The organism is Porphyrobacter sp. GA68 (assembly GCF_022605525.1).
Taxonomy (GTDB): Bacteria; Pseudomonadota; Alphaproteobacteria; order Sphingomonadales; family Sphingomonadaceae; genus Qipengyuania_B.
Genome location: NZ_JAKQYJ010000002.1, coordinates 414,912 through 440,025, shown reverse-complemented (window position 1 = coordinate 440,025; position 25,114 = coordinate 414,912). Strand labels below are relative to the sequence as shown.

The following is a 25,114-nucleotide window of genomic DNA, read 5'->3' as shown; positions in this document are numbered from 1 at the left end:
GCGGCGGGCGCGTCATCCCACAATCGGGCAATCAGCCCGGCCCGGTCCCCTGCCGCGGCGCATTCAGCGAAAGCGCGAAGCGGGACAGGCCGCTACCCGATGATGGTGCTGGTGCACCGGGGTATCTCCCCGCAGGCAGGGCCGCCAGCGGCGCCCCGGCGGCCGCCAGTTCATAGGGTGAAACGCGGGCACGGGTGCACAATCCCCCTGCCCCGTCATCCACCAGCGGATGTTCGAATTCCAACCCTTGGGTGTCACCATCGGTGCGCACCACCGTTGCGACCGCCAGCTGGCCGCCACCGAAGTCGAGCACGAACTGCATTCCGACCGGCACATCCTCCAGCCCTTCGATCATGGCCCCGGTGCGCGACAGATTGCGCATGGTGACATCATAATACTGATCCTCGTGGATGAGGCCGACGCGGCGGAACACGGTGCGCCGCCCGGATCTATGCGATCCGTCGCGGTCGGGGCTTAGCGACCATCCGCCTGACTCGATGCGCGCGGCAACCTCGTCCGCGGGAAGCGCGTCGGCAAAGACGAAGCCTCGCGCTTCATCAACCCCGCATTCCTTCAGCGCTTCAAGCAGGACGAGCGAGTCGACCTTCGCTGCGCCTGTCTCCAGCCGCAGAACCTTGGCCAGTTGCACGATCCCCTTGACCATTTCCATGTCGCCGAGCGCATCGCCGATATTGCCCTGCAGGAAAGCCTGACCGATCGTGATCGCGCTGAACGGCGCGCGGCGAAGGTAGCTGAGGGACACCGACCCGCTACCGAAATCCTCCAGCGACAGGCGCACTCCGAGCCTGAACAGGGCCGAGACGGTCGCCTCCACCTCTTCGGCACCGGCCGCGAAAACCGCCTCGCTGATCTCGATTTGCAGCCGCTCGGACGCAAGCCCCGACGCATCCAGCGCAGCCTTCACCGCCGGCACAAAGCCGCGGTCCGCGAACTGCACGGGCGTGGCGGAAAACACCAGACGGACCGACGCCGGCCAACCGGCCGCTGCCGTGCACGCCTCGCGCAGCGCCCATTCCCCGATCGGCACGGTTAACCGGCTGCCTTCGGCGATGGGCAGGAAGGTTTCCGGCGTCACGCGCCCGCGTTCGGGATCCTCCCACACATAAACGACCTGCAACGCGACCACCTTGCTGCTGCCGATCGCGACAACCGGCTGGTATTCCAGCACCAGCTGCTCGGCCTCGATGGCGCCCGACAGATCCTCTTCCATGCGCCGGCGCAACCGGTCGTCCAGCTCCAGATCCGCGGAATAGAAGCGGAACTGCCCCCTGCCCCCGTTCTTGGCCGCATAAAGGGCGAGGTCGGCCGCCCGCGTCAGCGCCTCACGGCCGATCCCGTCATAAGGCGAGATGCCCATGCCGACCGACGCGCCGATGGTGCAGCGCCCATCCTCCAGCGAGTAGGGTTGCGACAGGCTGGCGATCAGCTTCTTGGCGATCTCGCCCAGCTGCCCGCGGTCGTCCATGTCGGGCACCAGGATCTGAAATTCGTCACCGCCAAGCCGGCCGATCTGTCCTTTAGCGCCGATCACCCCTTCAATCCGGCGGGCCACCTGGACCAGCAACTCGTCACCGGCGGGATGGCCCAGCGTGTCGTTCACCTGCTTGAAACGGTCCAGATCGATCATGAACAGCGCGCAACTGCGCTTCGCACTGGCAAAGGATGACAGGGTCACATCGATCAGCCGCGCCATCCAGTGCCGGTTCAGCAATCCGGTCAGCGTATCGTGCCGGCTGAGCCGCGCCGTTTCCTGCTGGTGCCGGTATTCATCCGTGATGTCGAGCGCGCTGCCCCTGAACCCCGCAAAGCTACCGTCGGCCGCGTGCACCGGGCGTCCCGACAGGCGCAGAACGGCCGCGTCGGTATGGTCCACCGCCTCCACCACGAAATTGGCAAACGGCTTGCGCATGCCCAGTTTCAGGTTGAGGGAGCGCACTTCCTGGTCAGTGGCGTCGGGCGCGAACAGCGCTTGCAGCGGCATGCCGAGCAGGGCGGTGATAGGCTTGCCGAAACCTTCCGCCAGGCTGGGGCTGAGATAGGCAAGCCGGCCGGCCTCGTCGGTGGCCCAGAACCAGCCGAGCCCGCTTTCCTCCAGATCCTCGACAATCGCCAGCTTCGCCTCCGGGCTCAGCCCGGTGTCCCGCGGCGGCAGGTCCGCCGGAGCGATGGCAGCCGCCGGCTCGTCCCGCCGCCGGGTACGAAAACGGTCAAAGAAGGGCACCTCGCCCATTGGTCAACGGCCTTTCACGAACTCGGTGCAGCGGGAATAACGGAAAATGGTTATCGCCCTGTTAAAGACCGCCGGTTCCGAATAGCCTGGTCCTGTAAGCAGACCGCGTCATTTCAGATACTTGCTCCAATTCAACTCGACCTGTACAAATTTACTGTGCGGCGCAAACGCGTCGGTGACGCCGCGGTCGGCAGGGTCGGAATGCCTGAGCGGTATCGCGGCATTGCTGGCGGCGTGCAGTGCATAAGGTGAAACACGGTAGCGGGTGCACAGCCCGCCTGCCCCGTCGCTGACCAGCGGGGTTTCGAATTCAACCCCCAGTTCGGCCTCCTGCGACCGGCGCACGACCGCCACGGCCAGTTGCCCGTCGCCCAGATCAACGACCACCTGCGTGCCGACCGGCACGTCGAGCAAGCCTTCGATCCGGGCGCCCGTCCGCGACAGGTTGCGCATGAACGCATCGTAGCGGTGGTTCTCGTGCACGACGCCCACCTTGCGGATTACGGTCATGCGGTCGGCACGGAAGTAGGCCGGTCCGCTTGGCTCGTACACGTCGCGCCCTTCCGCCAGGCGGCTCAGGACATCAGCCTGCGCCTCCGCCCTGGCGTAGATGAAGCCTTGCGCGTGGCTGGCACCAAGCGATCGCACCAGTTCCAGTTCATCGTGCGCCTCCGCGCCTTCCGCGACGGTATCCATGCCCAGGCTGCCGGCGAGATCGATGATCGCCTTGAGAATGGCCCGGTTGTTGTTGTCCGGCGCGGTCGCCCCGCGAACGAAACTCTGGTCGATCTTGATCTTGTCGTAGGGTGCGTTGGAAAGGTAGCTCAGCGAGGAGTAGCCGGTGCCGAAATCGTCGAGCGCCAGGCGCACACCCAGCTTTTTCAGCCGGCGCAGCATGTGCTCCGCCACCTCGACATCGCCCAGGAACACACTTTCGGTGATTTCCAGCTCCAGCCGCGCGGGGTGGAGGCCGCTTTCATCCAACGCTTCCCTGACCCTTAGCGGAAAGTCGTCGTCGGCGAACTGAATGGCCGACACGTTGACGGCGACCTTGATGTGCGCGGGCCAGGCGGCAGCGTCGCGGCACGCCTGCATCAGTGCGGCCCGCCCCAGCTCGGCAATCATGCCGGTGTCTTCCGCGACGGGGATGAAGATGGCTGGCGAGATGAACCCGGCGTGCGGCCGGTTCCACCGCAGCAATGCCTCGAAACAGGAGACCTTGTTGCTGCGCAGATCGACGATCGGCTGATAGAACATTGTCAGCTCGTCGCTGGCGATGGCGTCCCGCAGGTTCTCTTCCACCTCCCGGCGCAGTTCTGCATCGCTTTTCAGCTCGCTGGAATAGAAGCGGAACTGTCCACGACCCGCGGCCTTGGCAGCATAGAGCGCCAGATCGGTGGCAGCGGTCAGCGCGTCAGCCCCGTCGCCGTCAAAAGGCGCGACGGCGATGCCGGCCGAAGCGCCAACGGTCGCCCTGCTGCCTTCCACAAGGTAAGGCTGGGAAATGATTTGGATGCACCGCTGCGCCAGACTGCCCAGCAGTCCGCGGTCCTCGCAATCGGGCAGCAGGATCTGGAACTCGTCGCCGCCCAGCCGGCCGATCTCGCCCTGATCGCCGACTATCTGCCTCAGCCGCTGCGCCACCTGAAGCAACAGCGCGTCACCAGCCTGATGCCCCAATGTGTCATTGATGTGCTTGAACCGATCGAGGTCGAGCATGATAAGCGCGCAAGGACGCTTCTGGGTGCGGGTCAGGATCAGTGCCTGTTCCAGCCGTTCGGTGATGGTCCGCCGGTTCACGAGGCCGGTCAGCACGTCGAATCTGACCAGGCGCGTCGCTTCCTCCTTCTCAAGCCGGTCGAGCGTGATGTCCTTGGCGCTGCCGCGATAGCCTTGGAAGGTGCCGCCAGCGTCGTAGCACGGTCTGGCCGAGATTTCCCACCAGACGGGTGGCCCAGCTTTCAGGATGCGAACGGGGAAGCGGTTGAAGGAATTGCGCGCCCGCAGCATGAACGGGAGGGATCGCTGCGCTTCGTCCCTGGCCGCTGCCTGCATGTCGAAGACTTCGCCAACGGCCTTGCCGGCAAATTCCTCGTCCCCGCCCAGTGTCTTTGCCGCGCCCGGCGAAAGGTAGGTGAACGCATCGGCCGCATCGGTGGCCCAGAACCAGCCGAGATCGGCATCCTCGTACACCTCCAGCAGTTCCAGCCTCTGCCGGACGGACAACGAGGAAGCTTTGGCTGCGGCACCGCTGGTCGACGCGTGGCCGGCCCTGCGTGCTAGAAAATTGTTGAACGCCATCGGTCGCGATCTGTGGGCAAGAAACTGTGCGGCCTTCGCGATAGCGGAACAGGTTTTGAGAAATGCTTAACCTCCCTACCCGCATCAAACCGGTGCCCGGGGTTGCATTGCCCGCTGGCGAGGCGCAGTCTGCCGCGCGGCAAGGCAGCAGGGGAGCGGCATACCGATGCGCCATCTCGCGATCGTGGGTTCCGGTCCGGCGGGTTACTACACTGCCGAAGCCGCCGTGAAGGCATGGCCCGACGCGGTGCGGGTCGATGTGATCGACGCCCTGCCCGTTCCGTTCGGGCTGATCCGCGGCGGCGTCGCGCCCGATCACCAGTCGATAAAGGCGGTGTCGCGCCGTTACGAACAGGTGGCGCTGGGCGAACAGGTCCGCTTTGTCGGCAATGTGGCCATTGGCGGGGATGTGGCGGTAGAGGAATTGCTGGAACTGTATGACGCGGTGGTGCTGGCAACCGGCGCGCCGGAAGACCGCCGGCTTGACCTGCCGGGGGAGAGTCTCGCCAATGTCTTCGGCAGCGCAGCCTTTGTCGGCTGGTACAATGGCCACCCCCGTTTCGCGCAGCTTGATCCCGATCTGTCCGGCAAACATGCCGTTGTCATCGGCATGGGCAATGTCGCGCTGGATGTGGCCCGGATCCTGGCCAAGACACAGGAGGAATTCGCCGGGTCGGACATCGTCGCGCACGCCTTGGCCGCGCTGAGTGACAGCGGCGTCGAACAGATCACCATCCTTGGCCGGCGCGGCCCGCACCAGATCGCCATGACTCCCAAGGAACTGGGCGAGCTTGGCCGGCTGGAACGCGCTGTGCCGTGCGTGGACGCGGGCGACCTGCCGCCGGTCGAGGCGGACGCAGCACTGGAGCCTGGACTGCGCAAGTCAGTGGCGCTGCTGCGGCAGTTCGCAGCCATTGGCGCGAATGGTGACAAGCCGCTCGTCATCCACTTCGACCTGTTCGCGGCCCCGGTTGCATTCACCGGCACCGACCGGGTCGCCGGGGTCAGGGTAGAGCGCACCCGGCTGGATGGGGATCGCGCCGTTGGCAGCGGGGACTTCTACGAACTGCCCGCCGATCTGGTGGTGACCTGCATCGGCTATCGCACCTCCCCCATCAAGGGCGTTCCCTATGACGAGCGCGCCGGACGGTTCGTCAATGCCGGTGGTCGGATCTCGCCACGACTGTACTGCGTTGGCTGGGCGCGGCGCGGGCCGACCGGCACGATCGGCACAAATCGTCCTGACGGCTATGACGTTGTGGAGCGCATCGCGGAAGACTGGGCCAGTGACGGCGCCAGCCTCGACAGGAAAGGACGGGACGGGCTGGACGCTTTGGCGGCGCAGCGCGGCCTCGACATCGTCACTTTCCGCGACTGGCAGAAGATCGACGCAGCCGAGGTGGCGGCGGCGCGGGAAGGTGCGCCGCGCGAGAAGTTCGTGGATGTGCCTGCGATGCTTGAAGCGCGAGGGTAGTCTTTACTCGCCCGCCTCCGTAAGGCGCTGCCCTTCCTGCTGCAAGCGCGCGCCCCATTCCTGCAGACGCAGTCCGATTGCCTCGGCTACAGCCTGGCACCGGCCTCCCGCTTCTTCTCCGCCCTTCTGCAGTTCAGTCAAAAGCGCCAGTACATCGGCGGATTCGAAGGAGTTCCCCGTGCGGCCCTCGTATCTGCCGAGCCAGTAGGTGAACACCGAGTACAATCCCGTCTTGGCAGTCTGATCGGCGATCTGTTCGGAAGCGTATATAGCGAGCAGGGCGCACTGCATTTCCTGCTCAGGGCTAAGCTGCGGTGTCGCCTGCACCGCGGATGAGTTTGCCAAGACGATTGCGGCCAACGAGCTCAACACCATGGTCAAACCCGCATCGGCATCAGCACATACAGCGCCGCGCTCTTGTCGTCCTTGCGGATCAGCGTCGGCGCGCCGGCGTCGGCCAGGTGCACTTCCACCACGTCCGAGTCGATCTGGCTCAGGATGTCCTTGAGGTAGTTGGCGTTGAAGCCGATCTCGAAACCGTCCGCAGCGTATTCGGCCGCAACCTCCTCGGCCGCGGTGCCGTTGTCGGGCGAAGTGACGGACAGCGTGACCTTGTCCGCGTCCAGCCCCATCTTGACCGCGCGGGTCTTCTCCGTGGCGATGGTGGCGACGCGGTCCACCGCCTGATAGAAGCTCTTGGGGTCGAGACGCAGGAGCTTGTCGTTGGCGGTGGGGATGACGCGGCTGTAATCGGGAAAGGTGCCGTCGATCAGCTTGGAGGTCAGGACCACTCCGCCCTCGCCGCCGATGGTGAAGCGCACCTTGCTGGGCGACAGGTCGACGCGCACGTCGCCGTCCAGCGCTTCTTCCAGCAGCTTGCGCAGTTCGGCCACTGCCTTTCGCGGCACGATCACGTCAGGCATCCCTTCGGCCCCGTCGGGTCGCGGCAGGGTGAAGCGGGCGAGCCGGTGGCCATCGGTGGCCGCCGCCTTCAACAACGGCTGGCCGCCGTTTTCCCCGTCCGACACATGCAGGAAGATGCCGTTGAGGTAGTACCGTGTTTCTTCCGTGGAGATGGCGAACCGGGTCCGATCGATCAATTCGGCCACCGTGCGGGCCGGCAGAGTGAAGCTGGTCGGCAGGTCGCCTTCCACGATGGTCGGGAAATCGTCCCGCGGCAGGGTCGGCAGCTGGAACCGGCTGCGCCCGGCCTTTACCGTCATTCGGTTGTCCGCCGTTTCGATGCCGACCTGGCTGCCGTCGGGCAGCTTGCGGGCGATGTCGAACAGCAGATGCGCCGACACCGTGATGGCGCCGGGCGCCTCGACACTGGCGGCCTTCATCGTTTCCACCACCTGCAGGTCGAGGTCGGTCGCCATCACCTTGAGCGACCCGTCTGCATCGGCGTCGATCAGGACGTTGGACAGGATCGGGATGGTGTTGCGCCGTTCGACCACCGACTGCACATGCGACAGGCAGCGCAGCAGGGTCGCGCGTTCAAGAGTGGCTTTCATCCGTGGTTCCCTACCCCTGTCCAGTCGCCGGCGCGGCGGAATCGCGCAGCGGTGCCGTCTATCTCGCCCTCATCCATAGCCGCCCCGCGCGTTCCGGCAAGTATCCTTCGCCGCCCTGTGCGCAGCCTTGGGGAAAACCGCTTCAGCCCAGCATCGCCATGCCGCCGTTCACATGCAGGGTCTGGCCGGTGATGTAGGCAGCCTCGGGCGCGGCGAGGAAGGCTACCGCCGCACCGACATCCTCGCCAGTGCCCATACGGCCCATTGGAATGCGCGCGTTCAGCGCCTCCTTGGTTGCATCGGGCAGGGTGTCGGTCATGGCGGTATGGATGAAGCCGGGAGCCACGCAATTGACCGTGATGCCGCGGCTGGCGACTTCCTGCGCGAGCGACTTGGTCATCCCGGTTAGACCCGCCTTGGCTGCGGCATAGTTCATCTGCCCGGGATTGCCGGTCGCTCCCACCACCGAGGTGATGGAGATGATCCGGCCCGAACGCGCCTTCATCATCGGCTTGACGCAGGCGCGCATCAGCCGAAATGCGGCTTCGAGGTTCAGGCGGATCACCTGATCCCACTCCTCGTCCTTCATGCGCAGGGCCAGATTGTCGCGGGTGATCCCCGCGTTATTGACGAGGATGTCGAGGCTGCCCAGCGTTTCCAGCGCCGCCGGGACCAACTCCTCCACCTGCGTGGTATCAGACAGGTCGCAGGTGATTTCCACATGGTCGCCGCCATGTTCGGCCTGCAATTGTTCGCGAAACGCGCGCAGCTTGGCGCCGTTGGAGCCGGAAAGCGCCAGCCGCGCCCCTTGCCGGGCGAGAGCAACTGCGATCGCCGACCCTATTCCGCCGCTCGCTCCCGTGACCAGCGCGGTCTTGCCGTTAAGTGAAAACATTTGCTTCTCTCCAGACAATCTGCCGCCTGCAATGGCGCAAAGGCTAGGCGGGTCAAGCCCGCGCAACCAGGCGGCGCGGCATGGAACCGCCAGCTGGCGCACCCCGCGCCCTGACCTAAAGCGAAGCGGCGAACGCTTCCAGATCGTGCATCGTCACCAGGCTGTGCACCTCTGCCTCCTTGTCGATGCGGCTGACCATCGGGCCGAGCACCTTGCCGCCCAGCTCCACGAACTGCGCCACCCCGTCAGACCGCATGGCCAGCACGCTTTCGCGCCAGCGTACACGGCCGGTCACCTGCTCTACCAGCAGCGCCTGCTCCTCTGCGGGGTCGCAAACCCTTGCGGCCGTCACATTGGCATACAGCGGCAGCGCCAGCCTGCCTGGCGGCGTTGCACTCAACGCCTCTGCCATGCGATCGGCGGCGGGCTGCATGAGCGAGGAGTGAAAGGGCGCCGAAACCGGAAGTTTCACTCCGCGCTTGATGCCGTGTTCCTTCACCATGGCGAGAGCCCGTTCGATGGCTTCGGCATGGCCGGAAATAACAACCTGCGTGGGATCATTGTCGTTGGCAATCTCGCACACCTGCCCCTTTGCCGCCGCATCGCACAAGGCTTTCGCCGCCGCCAAGTCTGCACCCAGCAAGGCGGCCATCGCACCCACCCCGACCGGCACCGCATCCTGCATGGCGGTGCCGCGAAGCCGCAGCAGGCGCGCCGTGTCGGCCAGGCTGAAGGCGCCCGCTGCGCACAGGGCCGCATATTCGCCCAGCGAATGTCCCGCGACCGCAGCGCCGTGCGCGGCAATTTCCACCTCGAAGTCGCGGGCCAGTACCCGCGCCGTGGCAATGGCGTTCGCCATGATCGCAGGCTGGGCATTGGCGGTCAGCGTCAGCTCGTCCTCCGGGCCTTCGCGCATCAGACGCGACAGGTTCTGCCCCAGCGCATCGTCCACTTCCTGCAACACTTCGCGCGCAGCGAGGCTGGCGGAGCATAGGTCCATGCCCATGCCGACCTTCTGACTGCCCTGTCCCGGAAAGATAAAAGCTCTCATGCCGTAAGCACCTGGTTGTAGCGTCCGAACGGCACGATCTTGTTGCCCGCGTCGTGTCCGATGTCGGCGAAGTTGAGATAGGGGATGTCGGACTTCGCGCACCAGTAGCGCGCAATGTCCTCTTCCGACGCGCCGAAGGGGCGGTCGTTTTCCGGCACGTCGCTGATCCGGCCCAGCCTGATGCCCGCGATGCCGCGCAGATGCTGCGTTACATGGAAGAACAGGCGGTCGACGGCATAAAGATGCTCCGACACTTCCTCCACCAGCACCACATGGCCAGCCAGCCCCGGCATGAGATCGGTGCCGACCAGCATGGCCAGCGTCATCAGATTGAAGGCGACGGTCGGCCGTTCGTCCAGTCCGGCTTCCAGCCCCGCCGTGCCGCCGCGCAGGAAGTCGAACACGCGCGCGATTGCGGCCTCGCCGCCGGAATGGCGAATGTCCGCCACCATCGGTCCATGCACCGGCCGACCCACCCCGTGCCGGTACAATCCAGCGAGGAAATAGCCCGCGTCCGAGTAGCCGATAAATGTCTTGGACCGGCCGACCTCGCTAAGCTGCGCCAGCGCGGCACCCGCGATGCGGTTCGTCCCGTAGCCGCCATGCGCGAACCAGACGGCATCGAACGCCGGATCGTTGGCACACGCCACCAGCGCGTCCAGCCGGGTCGCATCGTCACCTGCGAAGTGGCCGTGGCGGGCAAAGCACTGCGGATGAAAGGTGAGGTTGATATCCCCCTCGGCGGCCGCCATGTCCAAGACCCGGTCGGCCAGGTCGCGTTCCAGCCGTTTGCCGGGTGCGCAGATTGCTACATTGATCGTCATGCGCGGTGCCTCTAGCCAGCTTGCCACCGTCCGCACAACCGAATAGCGCATGGCGGCATGAGCGATTTTGCCGATCTCACCGACCTGCTGTCCCGACCGTTCTTCTTCTGCGGCCTGGGCGGTTCCGGCATGCTGCCGCTGGCGCAGATCCTGCAAGCTCGCGGAACGCAGGTCGAAGGGTCCGACCGCTCCTATGATCAGGGGCGCACGCCGGACAAGTTCGCGCAGTTGACGCGACAGGGTTTTGTCCTTTGGCCGCAGGATGGCACCGGCGTCCGCTCGCCCGAACAGGTGCTTGTCACCTCAGCCGCCGTTGAGGGAACTGTGCCCGAAGTGGTCCGTGCGGCGGAGCTGGGTTGCCTGCGAATGAGCAGGGCGGAACTGAACGCCGCGCTGTTCAACGCCGCCGACCTCGGCATTGCGGTCGCCGGAACCAGCGGCAAGTCCACGGTCACCGGCATGCTCGGCTGGATCCTGCACGTCGCTGGCCGCAGCCCCACAGTGATGAACGGCGCCGTGATGAAGAACTTCATCACCGCAGAGCGCCCGCATGCCAGCAGCGTGGCGGGTTCGCACGAGCTCTACGTCAGCGAGGTGGACGAAAGCGACGGGTCCATCGCGCTGTACAGGCCGGCGGTCGGCCTTCTGCTCAATGTCAGCCTCGATCACATGCCGATGGAGGAACTGCGCGAACTGTTCAGTAACTATCTCGCCGCCAGCGAGGTTGCGGTCGTGAATATCGACGATGCGGAGGTGCTGGAACTGCTGCCGGCGGCGAATACGGTTCTTACCTTCGGCATCAGTGAGCCACTGGCCCAGTTGGGCATCGCGCCGGACAGCGTGGTGGGAACCGGACCCGGGCAAAGCGCCACCGTCATCGATCGGGAAAGCGGCGCCGACTACCCGCTGACGCTGAGCATGCCGGGCCGGCACAACCTCGCCAACGCGCTTGCCGCCATTGCTGGCGCAGTAGGGGCGGGAGTGGAGGTCGGCGCAGCGGTCGCGGCACTCGGCTCGTTCAGCGGGCTGGCCCGCCGCTTCGACATCGTGGGCACTTCTGCCGCCGGTGTGACGGTGATCGACGATTTCGGCCACAATCCGGAAAAATGCGCCGCCACGCTGCGGACGCTGAACAGCCAGCCCGGCCGCGTACTCGTGTTCTTCCAGCCCCACGGATATGGACCGTTGCAGCAGATGGGGACGGAACTGGCGCAGACCTTTGCCCGCGAACTCAGGTCGGATGACATGGTGCTGATGTGCGATCCAGTCTATTTCGGCGGCACGGTGAACCGCAGCCAGGGCGCGGAACGGATCGTGCGGCTGATCGAGGAAGCGGGGGGCCGGGCCGAATACATGCCCACGCGCGAGGAGTGTGGAGACCGACTGGTGGAGCTTGCCCAGCCCGGTGACCGGATCGTGGTGATGGGCGCCCGCGACGATACTCTGAGCGGGTTTGCCCGGGCGTTGCTGGATCGGCTGTGACTGGTCAGTGGGCGGCGGCTTCCGCTGTGTCGTCGTGCCCGACCTTCAGCACCTTGTGCAGCACGAACACGATCACTGCCCCGACCAGCAGGCCGAACAGTGCTGACAAACCGGCAAAGGTCACCCAGCCAAGCACGCCGCCGCCGACCGTCTCGGCCGCGTGTTCCAGCCCGTGTGCGTACTTGTAGAGGCCGTCCACACCCAGCTCGTGCAGTCCGTGCAGGATGATACCGCCGCCGACCCACAGCATTGCCACCATGCCGATGAACGACAGTGCCGCCAGCAACCACGGCATCGCGCGCAGCAGAAACCGCCCCGCACTCTTGGCCGCAGCGGACGGTTTCCGGGTCAGGTGCAGGCCGACATCGTCCATCTTCACGATCAGCGCCACCGCGCCATACACCAGCACGGTGATCGCGATCCCGACCACCGCCAGCACTCCGGCCCGCGTCCACAGCGTTTCCGCCGCCACCTCGTTCAGGGTGATTGCCATGATCTCCGCCGACAGGATGAGATCGGTGCGGATCGCGCCGCTGACCCGTTCCTTTTCGAACTGCGCCGGATCCGTGATCGGGTCCTGCAACGTCTTGCCATGCTTGGCGCCGCCCAGCTTCTCCAGCACCTTTTCCGCGCCTTCATAGGCAAGAAAGGCGCCGCCCAGCATCAGGATGAACACAATCACGGACGGCAGGAATTCGCTGAGCAGAAGGGCGCCGGGCAGCAGGATCAGCAGCTTGTTCTTCAGGCTGCCCAGCGCGATTTTCCAGATGATCGGCAATTCGCGCGCCGGGTTGAGGCCCGTGACGTAGGAGGGGGTGACCGCCGCATCGTCGATCACGACACCCGCAGCCTTGGTGCCGGCCTTGCCCGCCGCCACGGTGACATCGTCGAGTGACGCGGCCGCCGCGCGGGCTATCACCGCGACATCGTCGAACAGGGCTACAAGTCCGCTGGGCATCGTGCTTCCTCTAAACTGCTGCTGCAGCGCCCTGCCCGTCGCCGGACGGAGAGGCAAGCCTTGCGCTTCGCCCGAAATCCGCTATGTGCGGCGCTTCCCCAGCATTGGTGGATGGAAGAAAGCCGGAGGGGCTCCTGCGATCCGCGCGGGGCAAGCCAGCGATCGGCATGTGAAAGGACGTGACCAACATGGCTCATTACGAGCACGTGTTCCTGGCGCGGCAGGATCTGAGCCAGGCTCAGGTCGATGCGCTGGCGGCACAGGCAACCGAAATCATCGAATCGAACGAAGGCAAGGTCGTCAAGACGGAGACCTGGGGTCTCAAGAACCTTGCCTACAAGATCGACCGCAACCGCAAGGCGCATTACGTGATGCTGGCCTTCGACGCGCCCGGACAGGTCGTAGCCGAACTGGAACGGCAGACCCGCATCAACGAAGATGTACTCCGCTATCTCACCATCCGCGTGGACGAGCATGAAAGTGGGCCGTCGGCCATGATGCGCAAGCAGGATCGCGAGCGCAAGCGCCGCTCTGACAGGGAGGATCGTGACTGATGGCACGCCCGTTTTTCCGCCGCCGCAAATCCTGCCCGTTCTCCGGCAAGGATGCGCCCAAGATCGATTACAAGGACGTGCGCCTGCTTCAGGGCTTCATGTCCGAGCGGGGCAAGATCGTGCCCAGCCGCATCACCTCCGTTTCCGCGAAGAAGCAGCGTGAACTGGCCCAGGCCATCAAGCGTGCACGCCAGATCGGCTTGCTGCCGTACCTCGTGAAGTAAGGGAGCCAGAACCATGGACATCATCCTCCTCGAACGGATCGAGAAGCTGGGCACCATCGGTGACGTCGTCACCGTCAAGGACGGCTACGCGCGCAACTTCCTGCTCCCGCAGAAGAAGGCGCTGCGCGCAAACGACGCCAACCGCCGCGTGTTCGAAGCGAACCGCGAACGGCTGGAGCAGGAAAACGCCGAGCGCCGAACCGAAGCAGAGAAGCGCGGCAAGACCGTCGAAGGTGCGGAAATCGTGCTGATTCGCGCATCGTCGAACACGGGCCAGCTGTACGGCTCGGTCAACGTCCGCGACATCGTGCAGGGATTGGCCGACAAGGGCCACGACATCGACAAGCGGCAGGTCATCATGGGCGCTCCGATCAAGGCGCTCGGCCTGCATGACGTGCGCATCGACCTGCATCCCGAAGTCAGCGTGACGATCAAGGCCAACGTTGCGCGTTCGGATGACGAAGCCGAACTGCAGCGGCAGGGCGTCGACGTCATGAAGCAGATGTTCGAGGAAGAATCGCAGCAGACGACCGGCTTCACCGAAGCGGTCGACCCGACGCTCGAACCCGGAGAAATTCCGGCTGAGCTGCTGGACCGCGACGCGGATGCGACGGCTGCCTGAACGCACAGGCGCAAAGCCAGTTGTTGATCAAGGCGCGGCTCTCCGGAACCGCGCCTTTTTCATATGCAACGCCGTTGTAAACTGTAACAGCCGCCAGCCATGACCACGATGAAGTCCGACAGCACCGTTGCTGATGTCCTGAACCGCCTGACGCAGACCTATGATGCGGCCACCCAGCGCTTGCGAGACGATGTGCTTGCCTTCGCGCGGCACGGCACCCTGCCATCGCGCGAGCGGCGTACTGACGGTTCCTACGCCTATCCCGAATTGCGCATCCGCTATAATGGCGGAAGACAACCCGAGAGCCGGCGCGAGGCGTTCGGGCGGCTGAACACGCCGGGCATCTATGCCACCACCATCACCCGCCCGCTGCTGTTCACCGATTACCTGACGCAGCAGCTGGAGTTGATTGCCGGCAATTACGACGTCGAGTTCGAAGTCACCCGATCGCGGCAGGAGATACCGTTCCCCTACGTCCTCGACGGTGATGCGGGCGCGGAGCTGGCTGGCACCCCGGCGCTCCACATCGCACGCTACTTCCCGTCCACCGATCTGGCCGACATCGGCGACGAACTGGCCGACGGGTTCGACATCGGCGGGCCCGACGACCCCTTGCCCCTGTCATTATTCGACGGTCTCAGAACCGATTTCAGCCTGGCGCGCCTGGCGCATTACACCGGAACGCAGCCGGAACATTTTCAACGGTTCGTATTGTTCACCAACTACCACCGCTATGTCGACGAATTTGTCCGCTGGGCGGGCCGCCAACTGGGGCAGAACGACTGCACCGCGCTGGCGGGACCGGGCGGGCTGTACCTCACCGAACCGCAGGAGGACGCGGGCCAACAATTGTCGGACGCCGCGTGGCGAAGGCACCAGATGCCCGCATATCACCTGATCGGCGAAGGACACGGCGGCATTACCCTCGTGAATATTGGAGTCGGACCCTCCAACGCCAAGACGATCTGCGATCACCTTGCCGTGCTCAGGCCAGAGGCATGGCTGATGATCGGCCATTGCGGCGGGCTGCGGCCCAGCCAGCGGATTGGCGACTACGTCCTTGCCCACGCCTATCTGCGCGACGATCACGTCCTTGACCCTGTGCTGCCGCCGGAGATCCCCCTGCCCGCCATTGCCGAAGTGCAACAGGCGTTGGCCGCCGCCGCTGAAGCCGTGTCGGGTGCGCATGGCATGTCCTTGAAACAGCGGATGCGGACCGGAACCGTGGTGACGACCGACGACCGCAACTGGGAACTGCGCTACTCCGCCTCGGCCCGCCGCTTCTCGCTCAGCCGGGCGGTGGCGATCGACATGGAGTCGGCCACAATCGCCGCCCAGGGGTATCGGTTTCGCGTTCCTTACGGAACGCTGCTGTGCGTCAGCGACAAGCCGTTGCATGGCGAAATCAAGCTGCCGGGTCAGGCGAATCGCTTCTACGAGGAAGCCATCGGCGCGCATCTGCAAATCGGAATCGACGCCTGCCGCCGCCTGCGCAGCGAAGGGCCGCGGCTGCACAGCCGCAAGCTGCGTGCTTTCAACGAACCGCCATTCCGGTAAGGGTAGAGTTATGCCGAAATTTGCCGCCGGAGTTGTCCATTTCGAAAAGAGCGTCTTTCCCCAGAAGCGCGACCTGTTCTCCCGGCTGGCGGAGGCGCAGACCCCCGACGCGCTGTTCATCGCCTGCTCCGACGCGCGGGTCGAAACGGCGATGATCACGCAAACCGAACCGGGCGAACTCTTCATCTGCCGCAACGCGGGCAACATCATCCCGCCGTATGGCGAACAGGTCGGCGGCATGACGGCGTCGATCGAATACGCAATGGAAGTGCTGAAGGTGCCGCACGCCGTGGTTTGCGGCCATACCCGCTGCGGCGCAATGGCGGGGGCGATGCATCTGGAAAGCGTAGCGCACCTGCCGCACGTATCCCGCTGGCTCGGCTTTGCCCGGGCGGCGGTGGCGGCGATGGAGGCAACGGCTGGCGATGCCGATCCTGAGGAACGGATGCGTCTGCTGCTGGAGCACAATGTGCTGCTGCAGATGCAGCACCTGCGCACCCACCCCGCCGTTGCCGCAAGGCTGGCGCGCAAGGAACTGGTGATCCACGGCTGGGTCTATGACATCGCCACCGGACACGTGTCCGCCTACGACGAAGCGCAGGGCAGTTTCGTCGGCGTGGAAGAGCGCTATGGCGAGCAGGTGGCGCGCCACGCGAGTTATTTCGCGGCGCACTAGCCGATTGGGTGTCTAGAACCGCTCCGGCCGGATCACGTCCGTCGGCGACCTCAGGACCAGCAGGCCATGGCTTTCCAGCAGCGGCTCGATCAGGTCGACGAAGCGGTCCGCCCGCTCCTGATTGGCGACGGCGAGGAAGATGAACTTGGCGGTTGCGCCGCTCACCAGATCTTCCTTCCAGCTGCCCTGTCGCCCTTCGCCGCTGGTCGTGCGGATCAGCGTATGGCCGGTTATTCCCGCCTCGCGCGACAGTTTGACGAGGCGCGGGGCAAGGGGCGCGTCGACCAGCACTTCGATGCGCACGCGGGTAATCATTTCCGGCATCACCAGCCTCCCAGAGTTTCGGCGATCATCCGGTAAAGCGGAATACCGATAACGATGTTGAACGGGAAGGTGACGCCCAGCGACATGGCGAGGTACAAACCCGCATTCGCCTGCGGCAGCGCCAGGCGCATGGCCGCAGGCACCGCGATGTAGGACGCGCTGGCTGCCAGCACAGCCAGCCCTGCGGCCGACGCCGGGTCCAGCCCGATCAGCGTGCCTGTCAACGCGCCCAGCACGCCGTTGACCAGCGGGAAGAAGATGCCCAGCATCACAAGTCGCCCGGTCAGCGCGCGCGTATCGCGCAAGCGCCGCATGGCAACGAGGCCCATGTCGAGCAGGAACAGGCACAACACGCCGGTAAAGCCGCTGCGGAACAGCGGCGCTATCGGCTCGAAACCTGGCTCCCCGATCAGCAGACCGATGGCGAAACTGCCCAGCAACAGGACCACCGATCCGTTGAACAGCACTTCGCGCAGCAGTTCGCGGTCGATGCCGCTCCCTCCGCTGCCGTTCTGCGCCGCCGCATAGCGCCGGGCGAGCAACAGACCGGAAATGATCGCCGGCGTTTCCATCAACGCGAGCACCGCCACCATGAACCCGGCGACGACAAATCCGGTGTTGCCGTAAACCTGGCTGGCAGTGACGAACGTGACGACGCTGACCGAACCGTAATGCGCCGCGACCGCGCCGGCGTTCACCCCGTCCAGCCGGCCGAACCGCCGCAGCACCGGCGCGACGAAGAACGGGATCAGCGCGCTCAGCAGCAGGCCTGCGACGAGGGCCAGAATGAGGTTGGGCGTGATCCCCGCCTTGGCGACTTCCACCCCGCCTTTCAGGCCGATGGCCGCCATGAGGTACAGCGACAGACCCTTCGCCACTGTCTCAGGCACGGCCAGGTCGGACCGTGCCGCGGCGGCCAGCACTCCGAGGATGAAGAACAGGATCGGCGCGGACAGCAGGGTGGCGGCGATGTCGCTCATGATGCTGTGGCCTCCCCCTATTTGCCGTGCTCCGCTTCAGAGAACCACGCGGCGAAGTCAAGGGAAGTCCTGCCTCGGAGCCTAACGGGTCGCTGGTCGTTGGTTAGCGAACGAAGGAGAATTCAAAAGATGGCCATTACTCTCAAGCCCCTGTCCGAGCAGACCATTGTGATAACCGGCGCGTCATCCGGCATCGGTCTTACCACCGCCCGGCGCGCCGCGCGTGAAGGCGCCAACGTGGTGCTCGTCGCCCGCAACGAGGACGCGCTGAGAGAGGCGGTCGAAAGCATTGAGGCAGCCGGTGGTAACGCTTCGTACTGCGTGGCGGACATCGCGGACAGCGACTTTCCCGAACGGGTCGGCAAGGTGGCGGAGGAACGGTTCGGCGGCTTCGACAGCTGGGTCAACAATGCCGCCGCCTCTCTTTACGCGCGCCTCGAAGATGTGACGGAAGAAGAGCACCGGCGGGTGTTCGACGTCGGTTATTTCGGCACGGTCGCCGGATCGCTCTATGCCGTGCGCAAGCTGCGCGAGCGGGGCGGCGGCGCATTGATCAACACCGGCTCGGTTCTGTCGGAACGGGCCGTCGGGGTTCAGGGCGCCTACAGCGCGATGAAGCACGCCGTGCTCGGCTTTACCGAGGCGCTCCGGGTCGAACTGCAGAGCGAGGACGCGGGTATTTCCGTCACCCTTATCAAGCCCAACGGCATCGACACCATGTATCCCGAACACGCCCGCAACAAGATGGATGTTCCGGCATCGGTGCCGCCGATCATCTACGACCCGGAACTGGTCGCCAAGGCGATCTGTTTCGCCTGCGCCAATCCGAAACGCGAATTGCTGGTCGGTGGTCAGGGCTACTTCGTAACCAAGTTCGGCAACCTGTTTCCCGGCATAACCGACGTCATCATGTCGAACTTCATGATGGAAGAAGCCCAATCCAGCAAGACGCCTCCCGAAGCCGGAGTGTCAGACAACCTGTTCGAGCCGCGCAAGGACGGCCGCGAGCGGTCGAACCAGGACAATTTCGTCAGGAAGTCGAGCCTCGCCCTGGAAGCGCAGATGCATCCGGTCGCAACCATACTGGCCGGGGCGGGCGCTCTGGCCGCAGCGGGACTTGTCAGCACCCTGGGCGGCAAGTCACGCCGCGGCCGGTCGGTCACACGCCGGCGCTAGGCGTTCAGTCAGAGAACACCTCGTCGGCGATGGCGGTGAGTGACCAGGAATAAAGATCCAGCGCCTTAAGAAAAACAGGTGCCGGGATCCCGCCAAGGGTTACGATATCGAACTGGATCCATGGATCGCCTTCGTCGTCGAGGAAGACCGAAGCGAAGCGCTGCTTGCGCATGAAGCCGGACACGGCGGCGTTATCGAGCGGTGCGGAACGATCGAGGCCGACACTCAGCTGCAGGGCGTCGCAACCGCTGTGCGTCTGCGTGTCGCAGCCGTAGAACAGGACGGTGCCCTTGTAGCCCGCATATTCGGTTTCGATCATCGGGTCGCCCAGCGCGTCCTTGGTGATGACCGCAGGGTATCCGGCATATCGCATGGCCGCGGCCACGCCGGCGGGATCCTGCGCGGAGATAACGCCGGGCGCACCTTGCGTCCAAGCAGGTCCGGCGCTCATCATCAGCGCACAACCCAGCGCCGCGTAGATTGGCAGTCTCATGCTGTTCTTCCCCCTCTAAGGACGCTCCTCGCGGGCGCGTCCCTTGCTTCAGTCGATGATTGCGAGCCCGTCTCCCCCCGCGCCGACCGTCAGACGCCGCAGCACTGTTCCGGTGGCGAAGTCGACCTCGGCGACGGTATCGGTTCCGGTCTCTGCGACATAGATGCGGCGGCCGTCGCGCGACCACAGAATTGTAACCTGTTGCCGCGCCTCGGCTTCTTCCCGCGAGCTGACCGCGATGGTCCTGGTCCGCCGCCCGGTAGTGGTGTCGATAACGCTCAGCGCCCCGTCGGCCAGGTCTGAGGTGATGGCCACATCCCCTTGCGGCCGCAGGAGGATACGCAGGGGAAAGTCGCCGGTCACCACCTCGCGCCGAACCGTCAGCGACTGCGGATCGAGCGCGTAGGCCCGGTCCGAACCGCGTGCCGACACCCACAGCGTCTCGCCATCCGGCGACAGCGCAATGCCTTCGGGCTCGACCCCGACCTCGACCGACAAAGGGGCGCGGCGCGTCACCAGGTCCAGCCGGGTCACGGTGCGTGAACCCAGATCGGTGGTCCAGGCATACCGGCCATCCGGCGCCACGGCGAGCATATGGCTACCTTCACGCCCGGTGCCGTATTCAAACAGTTCCGCCCGCCCCAACGGATCGCGTATCCAGAAGATCGAACGGCGGCCTTCGGCGGTGGCATACAGATCGCCGTTCTCCAGCCAGACGATGCCGTGCGGACGGGCGTTCGCGCCAAGGTCGATGCTTTTCACCCGCTCGAGATCGGCCGCGCGAAACACGTCCACACTGGTCCCGCCGTAACAGGCCAGCGCCACATGCATGCCATCGGGCGAAGGCGCCAGTTCATGCGGATTGCGGCAGGCATCGACCCGCGCAACCTCTCGCCCGCTGGCAAGGTCGATCTTCGACAGGCTGTCGCCGCGCTTGTTGGCGACGAACAGGGTGCCGGAAGCGGGGTCATTTCCCGCACCAGCCCTCTCTGCCGAAATGGACGCACAAGCGCCCAAGAGGAGCGTCATCGCTGCCGCTAGAGCCACAAACCTGATCATATCGTTGCCCCGCTTCTGCCGCACACAGTCTGGCGCGCAAACGGCGGCACCGTCAAGCGCCGAAGAAATCCGCGAGCGCAGCGCCCATTTCCGGCTTGGTCACGCTGGACATATGGGTGCCGGGGATAAGTTGCAGGCGGGCGTCCGGCAACAGCTCGGCCAGGCGTTCGGGCGAACCATTGTCACGGTCCTCGTGACCGCACAGCACCAGCGTCGGCATGGTCAGATGCGCGGCAAGCTGATCCGGTGTCGCGTCAGCCACAGCCTGCAACAGCAGGCGCGCGGCGACCAGATCGACTTTCATGGTCTTCATGAAGCTGACCGCCATGAACGCGGGGTCGCCGCGCTTCACTTCTGCAAACCGGTCGATGGCGTCGATGAAGAACGCCGCGCGCTTGTCCCACCCCGCCAACCCTTCCAGCCCCATACCGACCAGCGCCAGCCGGCGGGGCTTGAGGCCATTGATCACACACCGCGCCGCCGTCCGCGCGCCAAGCGAGAAACCGGCCAGGTCGAACCCGGTCCAGCCATAGTGCTGCACCAATGCGGCGACGTCGCGCGCCAGCACGTCCGCTGGGTAGGCCGCCGGATCGTGGGGTCGCGCGCTCTGCCCGTGGGCACGCAGATCCGGCATGACCACCTCGAACCCCGCCTCGGCCAGCTTCGCGGCGTGGCCGAACTTGATCCAGTTGGTTTGCGCATCGGAGAACAAGCCATGAAGGAGCAGAATGGGCTTGCCCTCGCCGACGCGGTGGACCGCAAGTTCAACACCATCGAAGGAGGCGATGTCATCGCGCCGCAGTGGCTTCATTCCGGCACCTTTTGTCCTGCCGCCTGCCACCGCGCGACTGTGCTGGCGATGTCCTGTGTGCGGTGACGCGGCAGAGAAGAGGTGTCCAGCCAAGGCTCAAGAATACGCTCGGCTCCCCCATGTGCCACTGGCCTGAACGCCGACGGGTCGTCAAAGCTGCCCAGCATCAGATCCATGTCATCACCCGCGAGTGCCACCCAGGCGAGCGGCGAACCGCAGGTGCGGCAGAACAGGCGCTCGGCAACGGGCGAAGAGCGGTAGCGCGCCGGCTCTCCGCTCCACTGGACGTCCGCGGGATCGACTTGCACAAGAGCGGCAGCAAACCCGCCGCTCGCGCGTTTGCACATCGAACAATGGCAGAGGCCCGCGTGGTGTTCAGCGACGCGGACGGCGTACCGCACCGCTCCACACTGGCACCCGCCGGTCATCGCCTCTGCCATATACCCTACCCCTTCTTGAGGTGCCGCCGTCCCAGCAATTCCGCGATCTGCACCGCGTTCAGCGCCGCGCCCTTGCGCAGGTTGTCGGCCACGCACCACAGCGTCAGGCCGTTCTCCACCGTGGGATCGTCGCGCACGCGGCTGACGTAGGTGGCGCTGTCGCCCGCCGCCTCTACCGGGGTGATGTAACCGCCGTCCTCCCGCTTGTCGATCAGCATCACGCCAGGCGCCTCGCGCAGGATGTCCTGCGCAGCCTCGGCGGAAAGCTCGCGCTCGAACTCGATATTCACCGCCTCGGAATGGCCGAGAAAAACCGGCACCCGCACGCAGGTCGCGTTCAGTTTGATCGCGGGGTCCAGGATCTTTTTCGTTTCCACCACCATCTTCCACTCTTCCTTGGTGGAGCCATCGTCCATGAAGCTGTCGATGTGGGGAATGACGTTGAATGCGATCTGTTTGGTGAAGAACACCGGATCAGTCGGGTCGCCGACGAAAATGGCGCGGCTTTGCTGGAACAGTTCGTCCATTCCCGCCTTGCCGGCGCCGGATACGGACTGGTACGTGCTGACCACCACGCGCTTGATCGTCGCTGCGTCGTGCAGCGGCTTGAGCACCACCACCATCTGCGCGGTCGAACAATTCGGATTGGCGATGATGTTGCGCCGTTTGTACAGGTCGATCGCGTCGGGGTTCACTTCCGGCACGATCAGCGGCACGTCCGGGTCCATCCGGTAAAGCGAAGAGTTGTCGATCACCACGCAGCCCGCCGCGGCGGCCTTGGGCGCGTATTCCTTCGCAGGGCCGCTGCCGGCGGCGAACAGCGCGATGTCCCATCCGGCAAAATCGAAATGTTCGATGTTGCGGCATTTCAGCATCTGGCCGGTATCGCCGTATTCGACCTCCGTTCCATGCGAGCGGGAGGAAGCGACGGCGGCGACCTCGTCCACGGGGAACTCGCGCTCGGCAAGGATCTGCATCATCTCGCGCCCGACATTGCCGGTCGCGCCGACGATCGCTACTCTGTAACCCATGCTCTAAATCTCCGCTGTGTGCCGCGTGCAGATAGCGACTGCCGCGCGCAGGGCAACCGGCGCCTCACTCCGGCGGGGTCACTCCGCTGGCTTCCAGAAACCGGAACACGGTGTTGTAGCGGTGGGGCGAGATCTGTTCTCCGGCCACGCGGTGGGTCAGACCGGGATACAGCATCATGTCGAAGGGGCGGTTGGCAGCCTGCATCGCCGCGATGATCTCCGTCGCGTTCTCGAACACCACGTTGTCGTCCGCCATGCCGTGGATGATGAGCAGCGGGTCGGTCATCGCGGTGGCGCGCGGAATGGCCGACCCGATGCGGTACGCGTCGGGTTCGTCCTGCGGCTTGCCCATGAAGCGTTCGGTATAGTGGGTATCGTAAAGCTCCCACTTCGTCACCGGCGCACCCGACACTCCGGCGGCATAGAGGCCGGGGTCCGCCTGCAACTGAAGCAGGGTCAGATACCCGCCATAGGACCAGCCATCGATCGCGATCTTTTCCGGGTCAACGAACGGCAGGGTCTTGAGGTATTCCGCGCCCAGTTTCTGGTCCTGCACCTCTACGGTGCCCAGCGCCCGGTATAACGGCTGTTCAAAGGCGACGCCGCGATTGGCGCTGCCGCGGTTGTCGATGGCGAACCAGATGTAGCCCCTGTCGACGATCGCCTGCCGCAGCGCCCCGTCCCAGCCTTTGCCCACCACCTGCACGCCCGGACCGCCATAGTGATAGAAGTACACCGGATAACGCTTGCCCGGCTCCATGTCCGGCGTGACCATCTCCCAGTGGAGCAGGGTGCCGTCGTCCGCCGCGATGGTGCCGAACTGCGCCGGGCGATGCCCGGGCAGGAAGGGCGCATAAGGATGATCGGCATCCAGCCGGTTTTCCGCAACCCAGGCTATCCGCTGCCCAGCCTGGTCCGCGATGAACGATTGCGGCGGCTGGCTGTCATTGGATCGCGTGACGAGCAGGGTCTGCCCCTTGCGGTCCATGCTTGCGCTGTGAGCGAAGGCGGGGTCCGACAGCCGGGTGATGGCACCGGGCGCCGCAAGGTCCAGCGCATACAGCTGCTGGGCCAGCACCCCGTCGCGGGTACCGGCGAAGAACACCCGGCCCGCCTGCTGGTCCACGCCGAGCAGTTTGGTGACAACCCACTCGCCCGCGGTCAATTGCTGCCATTGTCCAGCGGCGTAGCGGTAAAGGTGGCCGAAACCGTCGCGTTCGGACCACCAGATGAGCGAGCCGTCATCCAGCCAGCGGTAATCGTCCGACAGGTTGATCCAGTGGCGCGCCGCGGCGCGTTCAGTGAACAACACCCGGCTTTGCCCGGTGGCGGGATCCACCGCCAGCATGTCGAGCGTGGTCTGCGCGCGGTCCTGACGCTGCACGAACAGCGTGTTGCCATCGGGTGCCCAGTCGACCCGCGCGAGATAGATGTCCGGATCGGTCCCGAGATCGACCTTCACCCGCCCGCTCCCGTCCGGGTTCATCACGAACAGTTCGACCAGCGCGTTGGCGCTGCCGGTCGCGGGATAGCGCTGTTCATACACCCGCGTCCCGGCCGCGCCGATGGCCGCCCGTGTGACGATGCCGACGCCGGTTTCGTCAAATCGCTGCACGGCGATACGACGATCGCCTGGCGACCACCAATAGCCGGTCAGCCGCCCCATCTCCTCCTGTGCGACAAACTCCGCCTCGCCCCAGCGCACTGCTTCGTTCGTGTCCGCCGGAGTGACCGGCACCGCGTCGCCGCCGAGCGGGCCAACCCACAACTGGCGATCGCGCACAAAGGATTTGTATGCGCCCGCCGGGCTGATCTGCGGGTTCAGTTCGCTATCAGGGGTGTCGGTCAGCCGTTCTACCGCGCCTCCCACCCGGGCCAGATATAAGTCGCCGTCCAGCGGTACCAGCAGGCTTTGGCTGTCCGCCGCCCACTGATAATCGACAATGCCCCTCAGATTGCCGATCCGCGCCCGCTCGCGCTGCATCTTCTCTTCTTCGGACAACTCTCTGCCGGTGCCCAGCTGAAGGCTGTCGACCAGCATCGACCATGCGCCGCTTGAGCGGTCGTAGCCCCACAGGTCATAGCGTTCCCGGTCATCCTCCCTGTTGCGCAACAGGGTCAGCCAGCGGCCGTCGGGCGACAGTTTCATGTTGCGCGGGGCTGGTCCATCCAGCGAAGGACTGGCGAACACCCGTTCGAAGGTCAGCCGGGGCGCAGGGACGGCGGAGGGAGTTGCCTGCCCCTGTTCGGCAGAAAGGGGCGTAGCGGCAGCAAGTACAGCCGCAAGCGTAATCAATGGTCGCATTTGACGCAGGAGCCTCGTGGTTGTTGCCCGGCAACCCTAGCGGGACCGCTCTCCCGCGCAACCCGCGCTGACGTTGCGGGTCCGCCCAACATCAACTCCCCTGCCCCGCGCC

Annotated in this window: 24 protein-coding genes; 8 read left to right on the top strand and 16 right to left on the bottom strand. The window is 65.2% G+C overall.

The window, feature by feature from the left end:
* Window positions 1-31 precede the first annotated feature (31 nt).
* Both LHJ54_RS09915 and LHJ54_RS09910 read right to left on the bottom strand, forming a co-directional pair.
* A complete protein-coding gene (locus tag LHJ54_RS09915; RefSeq protein WP_228243730.1) occupies window positions 32-2,251 on the bottom strand; it encodes an EAL domain-containing protein in 2,220 nt (739 codons plus the stop codon).
* Window positions 2,252-2,359: 108 nt separating this feature from the next.
* Window positions 2,360-4,552: an EAL domain-containing protein gene (locus LHJ54_RS09910; protein ID WP_228243729.1), complete on the bottom strand. Its 2,193-nt coding sequence runs from the start codon at window positions 4,550-4,552 to the stop codon at window positions 2,360-2,362.
* A gap of 166 nt (window positions 4,553-4,718) precedes the next feature.
* Between LHJ54_RS09910 and LHJ54_RS09905 the strand changes: the two genes are divergently transcribed.
* Window positions 4,719-6,026, top strand: coding sequence for an FAD-dependent oxidoreductase (locus tag LHJ54_RS09905; RefSeq protein WP_228243728.1), 1,308 nt, complete (start codon window positions 4,719-4,721; stop codon window positions 6,024-6,026).
* Window positions 6,027-6,029: 3 nt separating this feature from the next.
* Here the strand turns inward: LHJ54_RS09905 and LHJ54_RS09900 are convergent, their stop codons facing one another.
* From LHJ54_RS09900 to LHJ54_RS09880, 5 genes are all read right to left on the bottom strand, one after another.
* Window positions 6,030-6,371, bottom strand: coding sequence for a hypothetical protein (locus LHJ54_RS09900; protein WP_228243727.1), 342 nt, complete (start codon window positions 6,369-6,371; stop codon window positions 6,030-6,032).
* A gap of 32 nt (window positions 6,372-6,403) precedes the next feature.
* Window positions 6,404-7,540 carry a DNA polymerase III subunit beta gene (gene dnaN / locus LHJ54_RS09895; protein WP_228243726.1) on the bottom strand — a complete coding sequence of 379 codons (1,137 nt, stop codon included), beginning with the start codon at window positions 7,538-7,540 and terminating at the stop codon, window positions 6,404-6,406.
* 142 nt (window positions 7,541-7,682) lie between these two features.
* On the bottom strand, window positions 7,683-8,435 hold the full coding sequence (gene fabG / locus LHJ54_RS09890) for a 3-oxoacyl-ACP reductase FabG (protein ID WP_228243725.1): 753 nt from the start codon (window positions 8,433-8,435) through the stop codon (window positions 7,683-7,685).
* Between the two features lie 115 nt (window positions 8,436-8,550).
* Window positions 8,551-9,486 (bottom strand): ACP S-malonyltransferase, encoded by a 936-nt coding sequence (gene fabD, locus LHJ54_RS09885; protein WP_228243724.1) that lies wholly within the window; start codon window positions 9,484-9,486, stop codon window positions 8,551-8,553.
* Entirely contained in the window at window positions 9,483-10,310 is an 828-nt protein-coding gene (locus LHJ54_RS09880; RefSeq protein ID WP_228243723.1) for an LD-carboxypeptidase, read from the bottom strand. The genes fabD and LHJ54_RS09880 overlap by 4 nt, the downstream gene beginning before the upstream one ends.
* Before the next feature lie 57 nt (window positions 10,311-10,367).
* Between LHJ54_RS09880 and LHJ54_RS09875 the strand changes: the two genes are divergently transcribed.
* A complete protein-coding gene (locus tag LHJ54_RS09875; protein WP_228243722.1) occupies window positions 10,368-11,792 on the top strand; it encodes a glutamate ligase domain-containing protein in 1,425 nt (474 codons plus the stop codon).
* Window positions 11,793-11,796: 4 nt separating this feature from the next.
* Here the strand turns inward: LHJ54_RS09875 and LHJ54_RS09870 are convergent, their stop codons facing one another.
* Window positions 11,797-12,750 carry a DUF808 domain-containing protein gene (locus LHJ54_RS09870; protein ID WP_228243721.1) on the bottom strand — a complete coding sequence of 318 codons (954 nt, stop codon included), beginning with the start codon at window positions 12,748-12,750 and terminating at the stop codon, window positions 11,797-11,799.
* A gap of 188 nt (window positions 12,751-12,938) precedes the next feature.
* Between LHJ54_RS09870 and rpsF the strand changes: the two genes are divergently transcribed.
* The 5 genes from rpsF to LHJ54_RS09845 all read left to right on the top strand — a co-directional run bounded on the left by rpsF (window position 12,939) and on the right by LHJ54_RS09845 (window position 16,383).
* Window positions 12,939-13,304 (top strand): 30S ribosomal protein S6, encoded by a 366-nt coding sequence (gene rpsF, locus LHJ54_RS09865; protein ID WP_228243720.1) that lies wholly within the window; start codon window positions 12,939-12,941, stop codon window positions 13,302-13,304.
* A complete protein-coding gene (rpsR, locus tag LHJ54_RS09860) occupies window positions 13,304-13,528 on the top strand; it encodes a 30S ribosomal protein S18 (RefSeq protein ID WP_228243719.1) in 225 nt (74 codons plus the stop codon). The genes rpsF and rpsR overlap by 1 nt, the downstream gene beginning before the upstream one ends.
* Before the next feature lie 13 nt (window positions 13,529-13,541).
* On the top strand, window positions 13,542-14,150 hold the full coding sequence (gene rplI, locus LHJ54_RS09855) for a 50S ribosomal protein L9 (RefSeq protein ID WP_228243718.1): 609 nt from the start codon (window positions 13,542-13,544) through the stop codon (window positions 14,148-14,150).
* Window positions 14,151-14,258: 108 nt separating this feature from the next.
* Entirely contained in the window at window positions 14,259-15,707 is a 1,449-nt protein-coding gene (locus LHJ54_RS09850; protein WP_228244349.1) for an AMP nucleosidase, read from the top strand.
* A 10-nt stretch (window positions 15,708-15,717) separates the two neighbouring features.
* Window positions 15,718-16,383, top strand: coding sequence for a carbonic anhydrase (locus tag LHJ54_RS09845; protein WP_228243717.1), 666 nt, complete (start codon window positions 15,718-15,720; stop codon window positions 16,381-16,383).
* 12 nt (window positions 16,384-16,395) lie between these two features.
* Here LHJ54_RS09845 and LHJ54_RS09840 read toward each other — a convergent pair whose 3' ends face one another.
* Window positions 16,396-16,707: a P-II family nitrogen regulator gene (locus LHJ54_RS09840; protein WP_228243716.1), complete on the bottom strand. Its 312-nt coding sequence runs from the start codon at window positions 16,705-16,707 to the stop codon at window positions 16,396-16,398.
* Window positions 16,707-17,687, bottom strand: a complete 981-nt coding sequence (locus LHJ54_RS09835) for a sodium-dependent bicarbonate transport family permease (protein ID WP_228243715.1) — start codon at window positions 17,685-17,687, stop codon at window positions 16,707-16,709. Before LHJ54_RS09835 ends, LHJ54_RS09840 begins: the two co-directional genes overlap by 1 nt.
* A 129-nt stretch (window positions 17,688-17,816) precedes the next feature.
* On the opposite strand from LHJ54_RS09835, the gene LHJ54_RS09830 reads away from it, so the two are divergent.
* Window positions 17,817-18,863, top strand: a complete 1,047-nt coding sequence (locus LHJ54_RS09830) for an SDR family oxidoreductase (protein ID WP_228243714.1) — start codon at window positions 17,817-17,819, stop codon at window positions 18,861-18,863.
* 4 nt (window positions 18,864-18,867) lie between these two features.
* Here LHJ54_RS09830 and LHJ54_RS09825 read toward each other — a convergent pair whose 3' ends face one another.
* From LHJ54_RS09825 to LHJ54_RS09800, 6 genes are all read right to left on the bottom strand, one after another.
* Entirely contained in the window at window positions 18,868-19,356 is a 489-nt protein-coding gene (locus LHJ54_RS09825) for a YbjN domain-containing protein (protein ID WP_228243713.1), read from the bottom strand.
* 48 nt (window positions 19,357-19,404) lie between these two features.
* Window positions 19,405-20,385: a YncE family protein gene (locus LHJ54_RS09820; RefSeq protein WP_228243712.1), complete on the bottom strand. Its 981-nt coding sequence runs from the start codon at window positions 20,383-20,385 to the stop codon at window positions 19,405-19,407.
* Between the two features lie 82 nt (window positions 20,386-20,467).
* On the bottom strand, window positions 20,468-21,226 hold the full coding sequence (locus tag LHJ54_RS09815; RefSeq protein ID WP_228243711.1) for an alpha/beta fold hydrolase: 759 nt from the start codon (window positions 21,224-21,226) through the stop codon (window positions 20,468-20,470).
* Window positions 21,223-21,654: a GFA family protein gene (locus LHJ54_RS09810; RefSeq protein ID WP_277754204.1), complete on the bottom strand. Its 432-nt coding sequence runs from the start codon at window positions 21,652-21,654 to the stop codon at window positions 21,223-21,225. The genes LHJ54_RS09815 and LHJ54_RS09810 overlap by 4 nt, the downstream gene beginning before the upstream one ends.
* Window positions 21,655-21,671: 17 nt before the next feature.
* Window positions 21,672-22,697 carry an aspartate-semialdehyde dehydrogenase gene (locus LHJ54_RS09805; RefSeq protein ID WP_228243709.1) on the bottom strand — a complete coding sequence of 342 codons (1,026 nt, stop codon included), beginning with the start codon at window positions 22,695-22,697 and terminating at the stop codon, window positions 21,672-21,674.
* A 64-nt stretch (window positions 22,698-22,761) separates the two neighbouring features.
* The gene (locus LHJ54_RS09800) at window positions 22,762-25,002 is read right to left on the bottom strand and encodes a S9 family peptidase (protein ID WP_228243708.1); all 2,241 of its coding nucleotides are present in this window, start codon (window positions 25,000-25,002) and stop codon (window positions 22,762-22,764) included.
* Window positions 25,003-25,114: the final 112 nt, after the last annotated feature.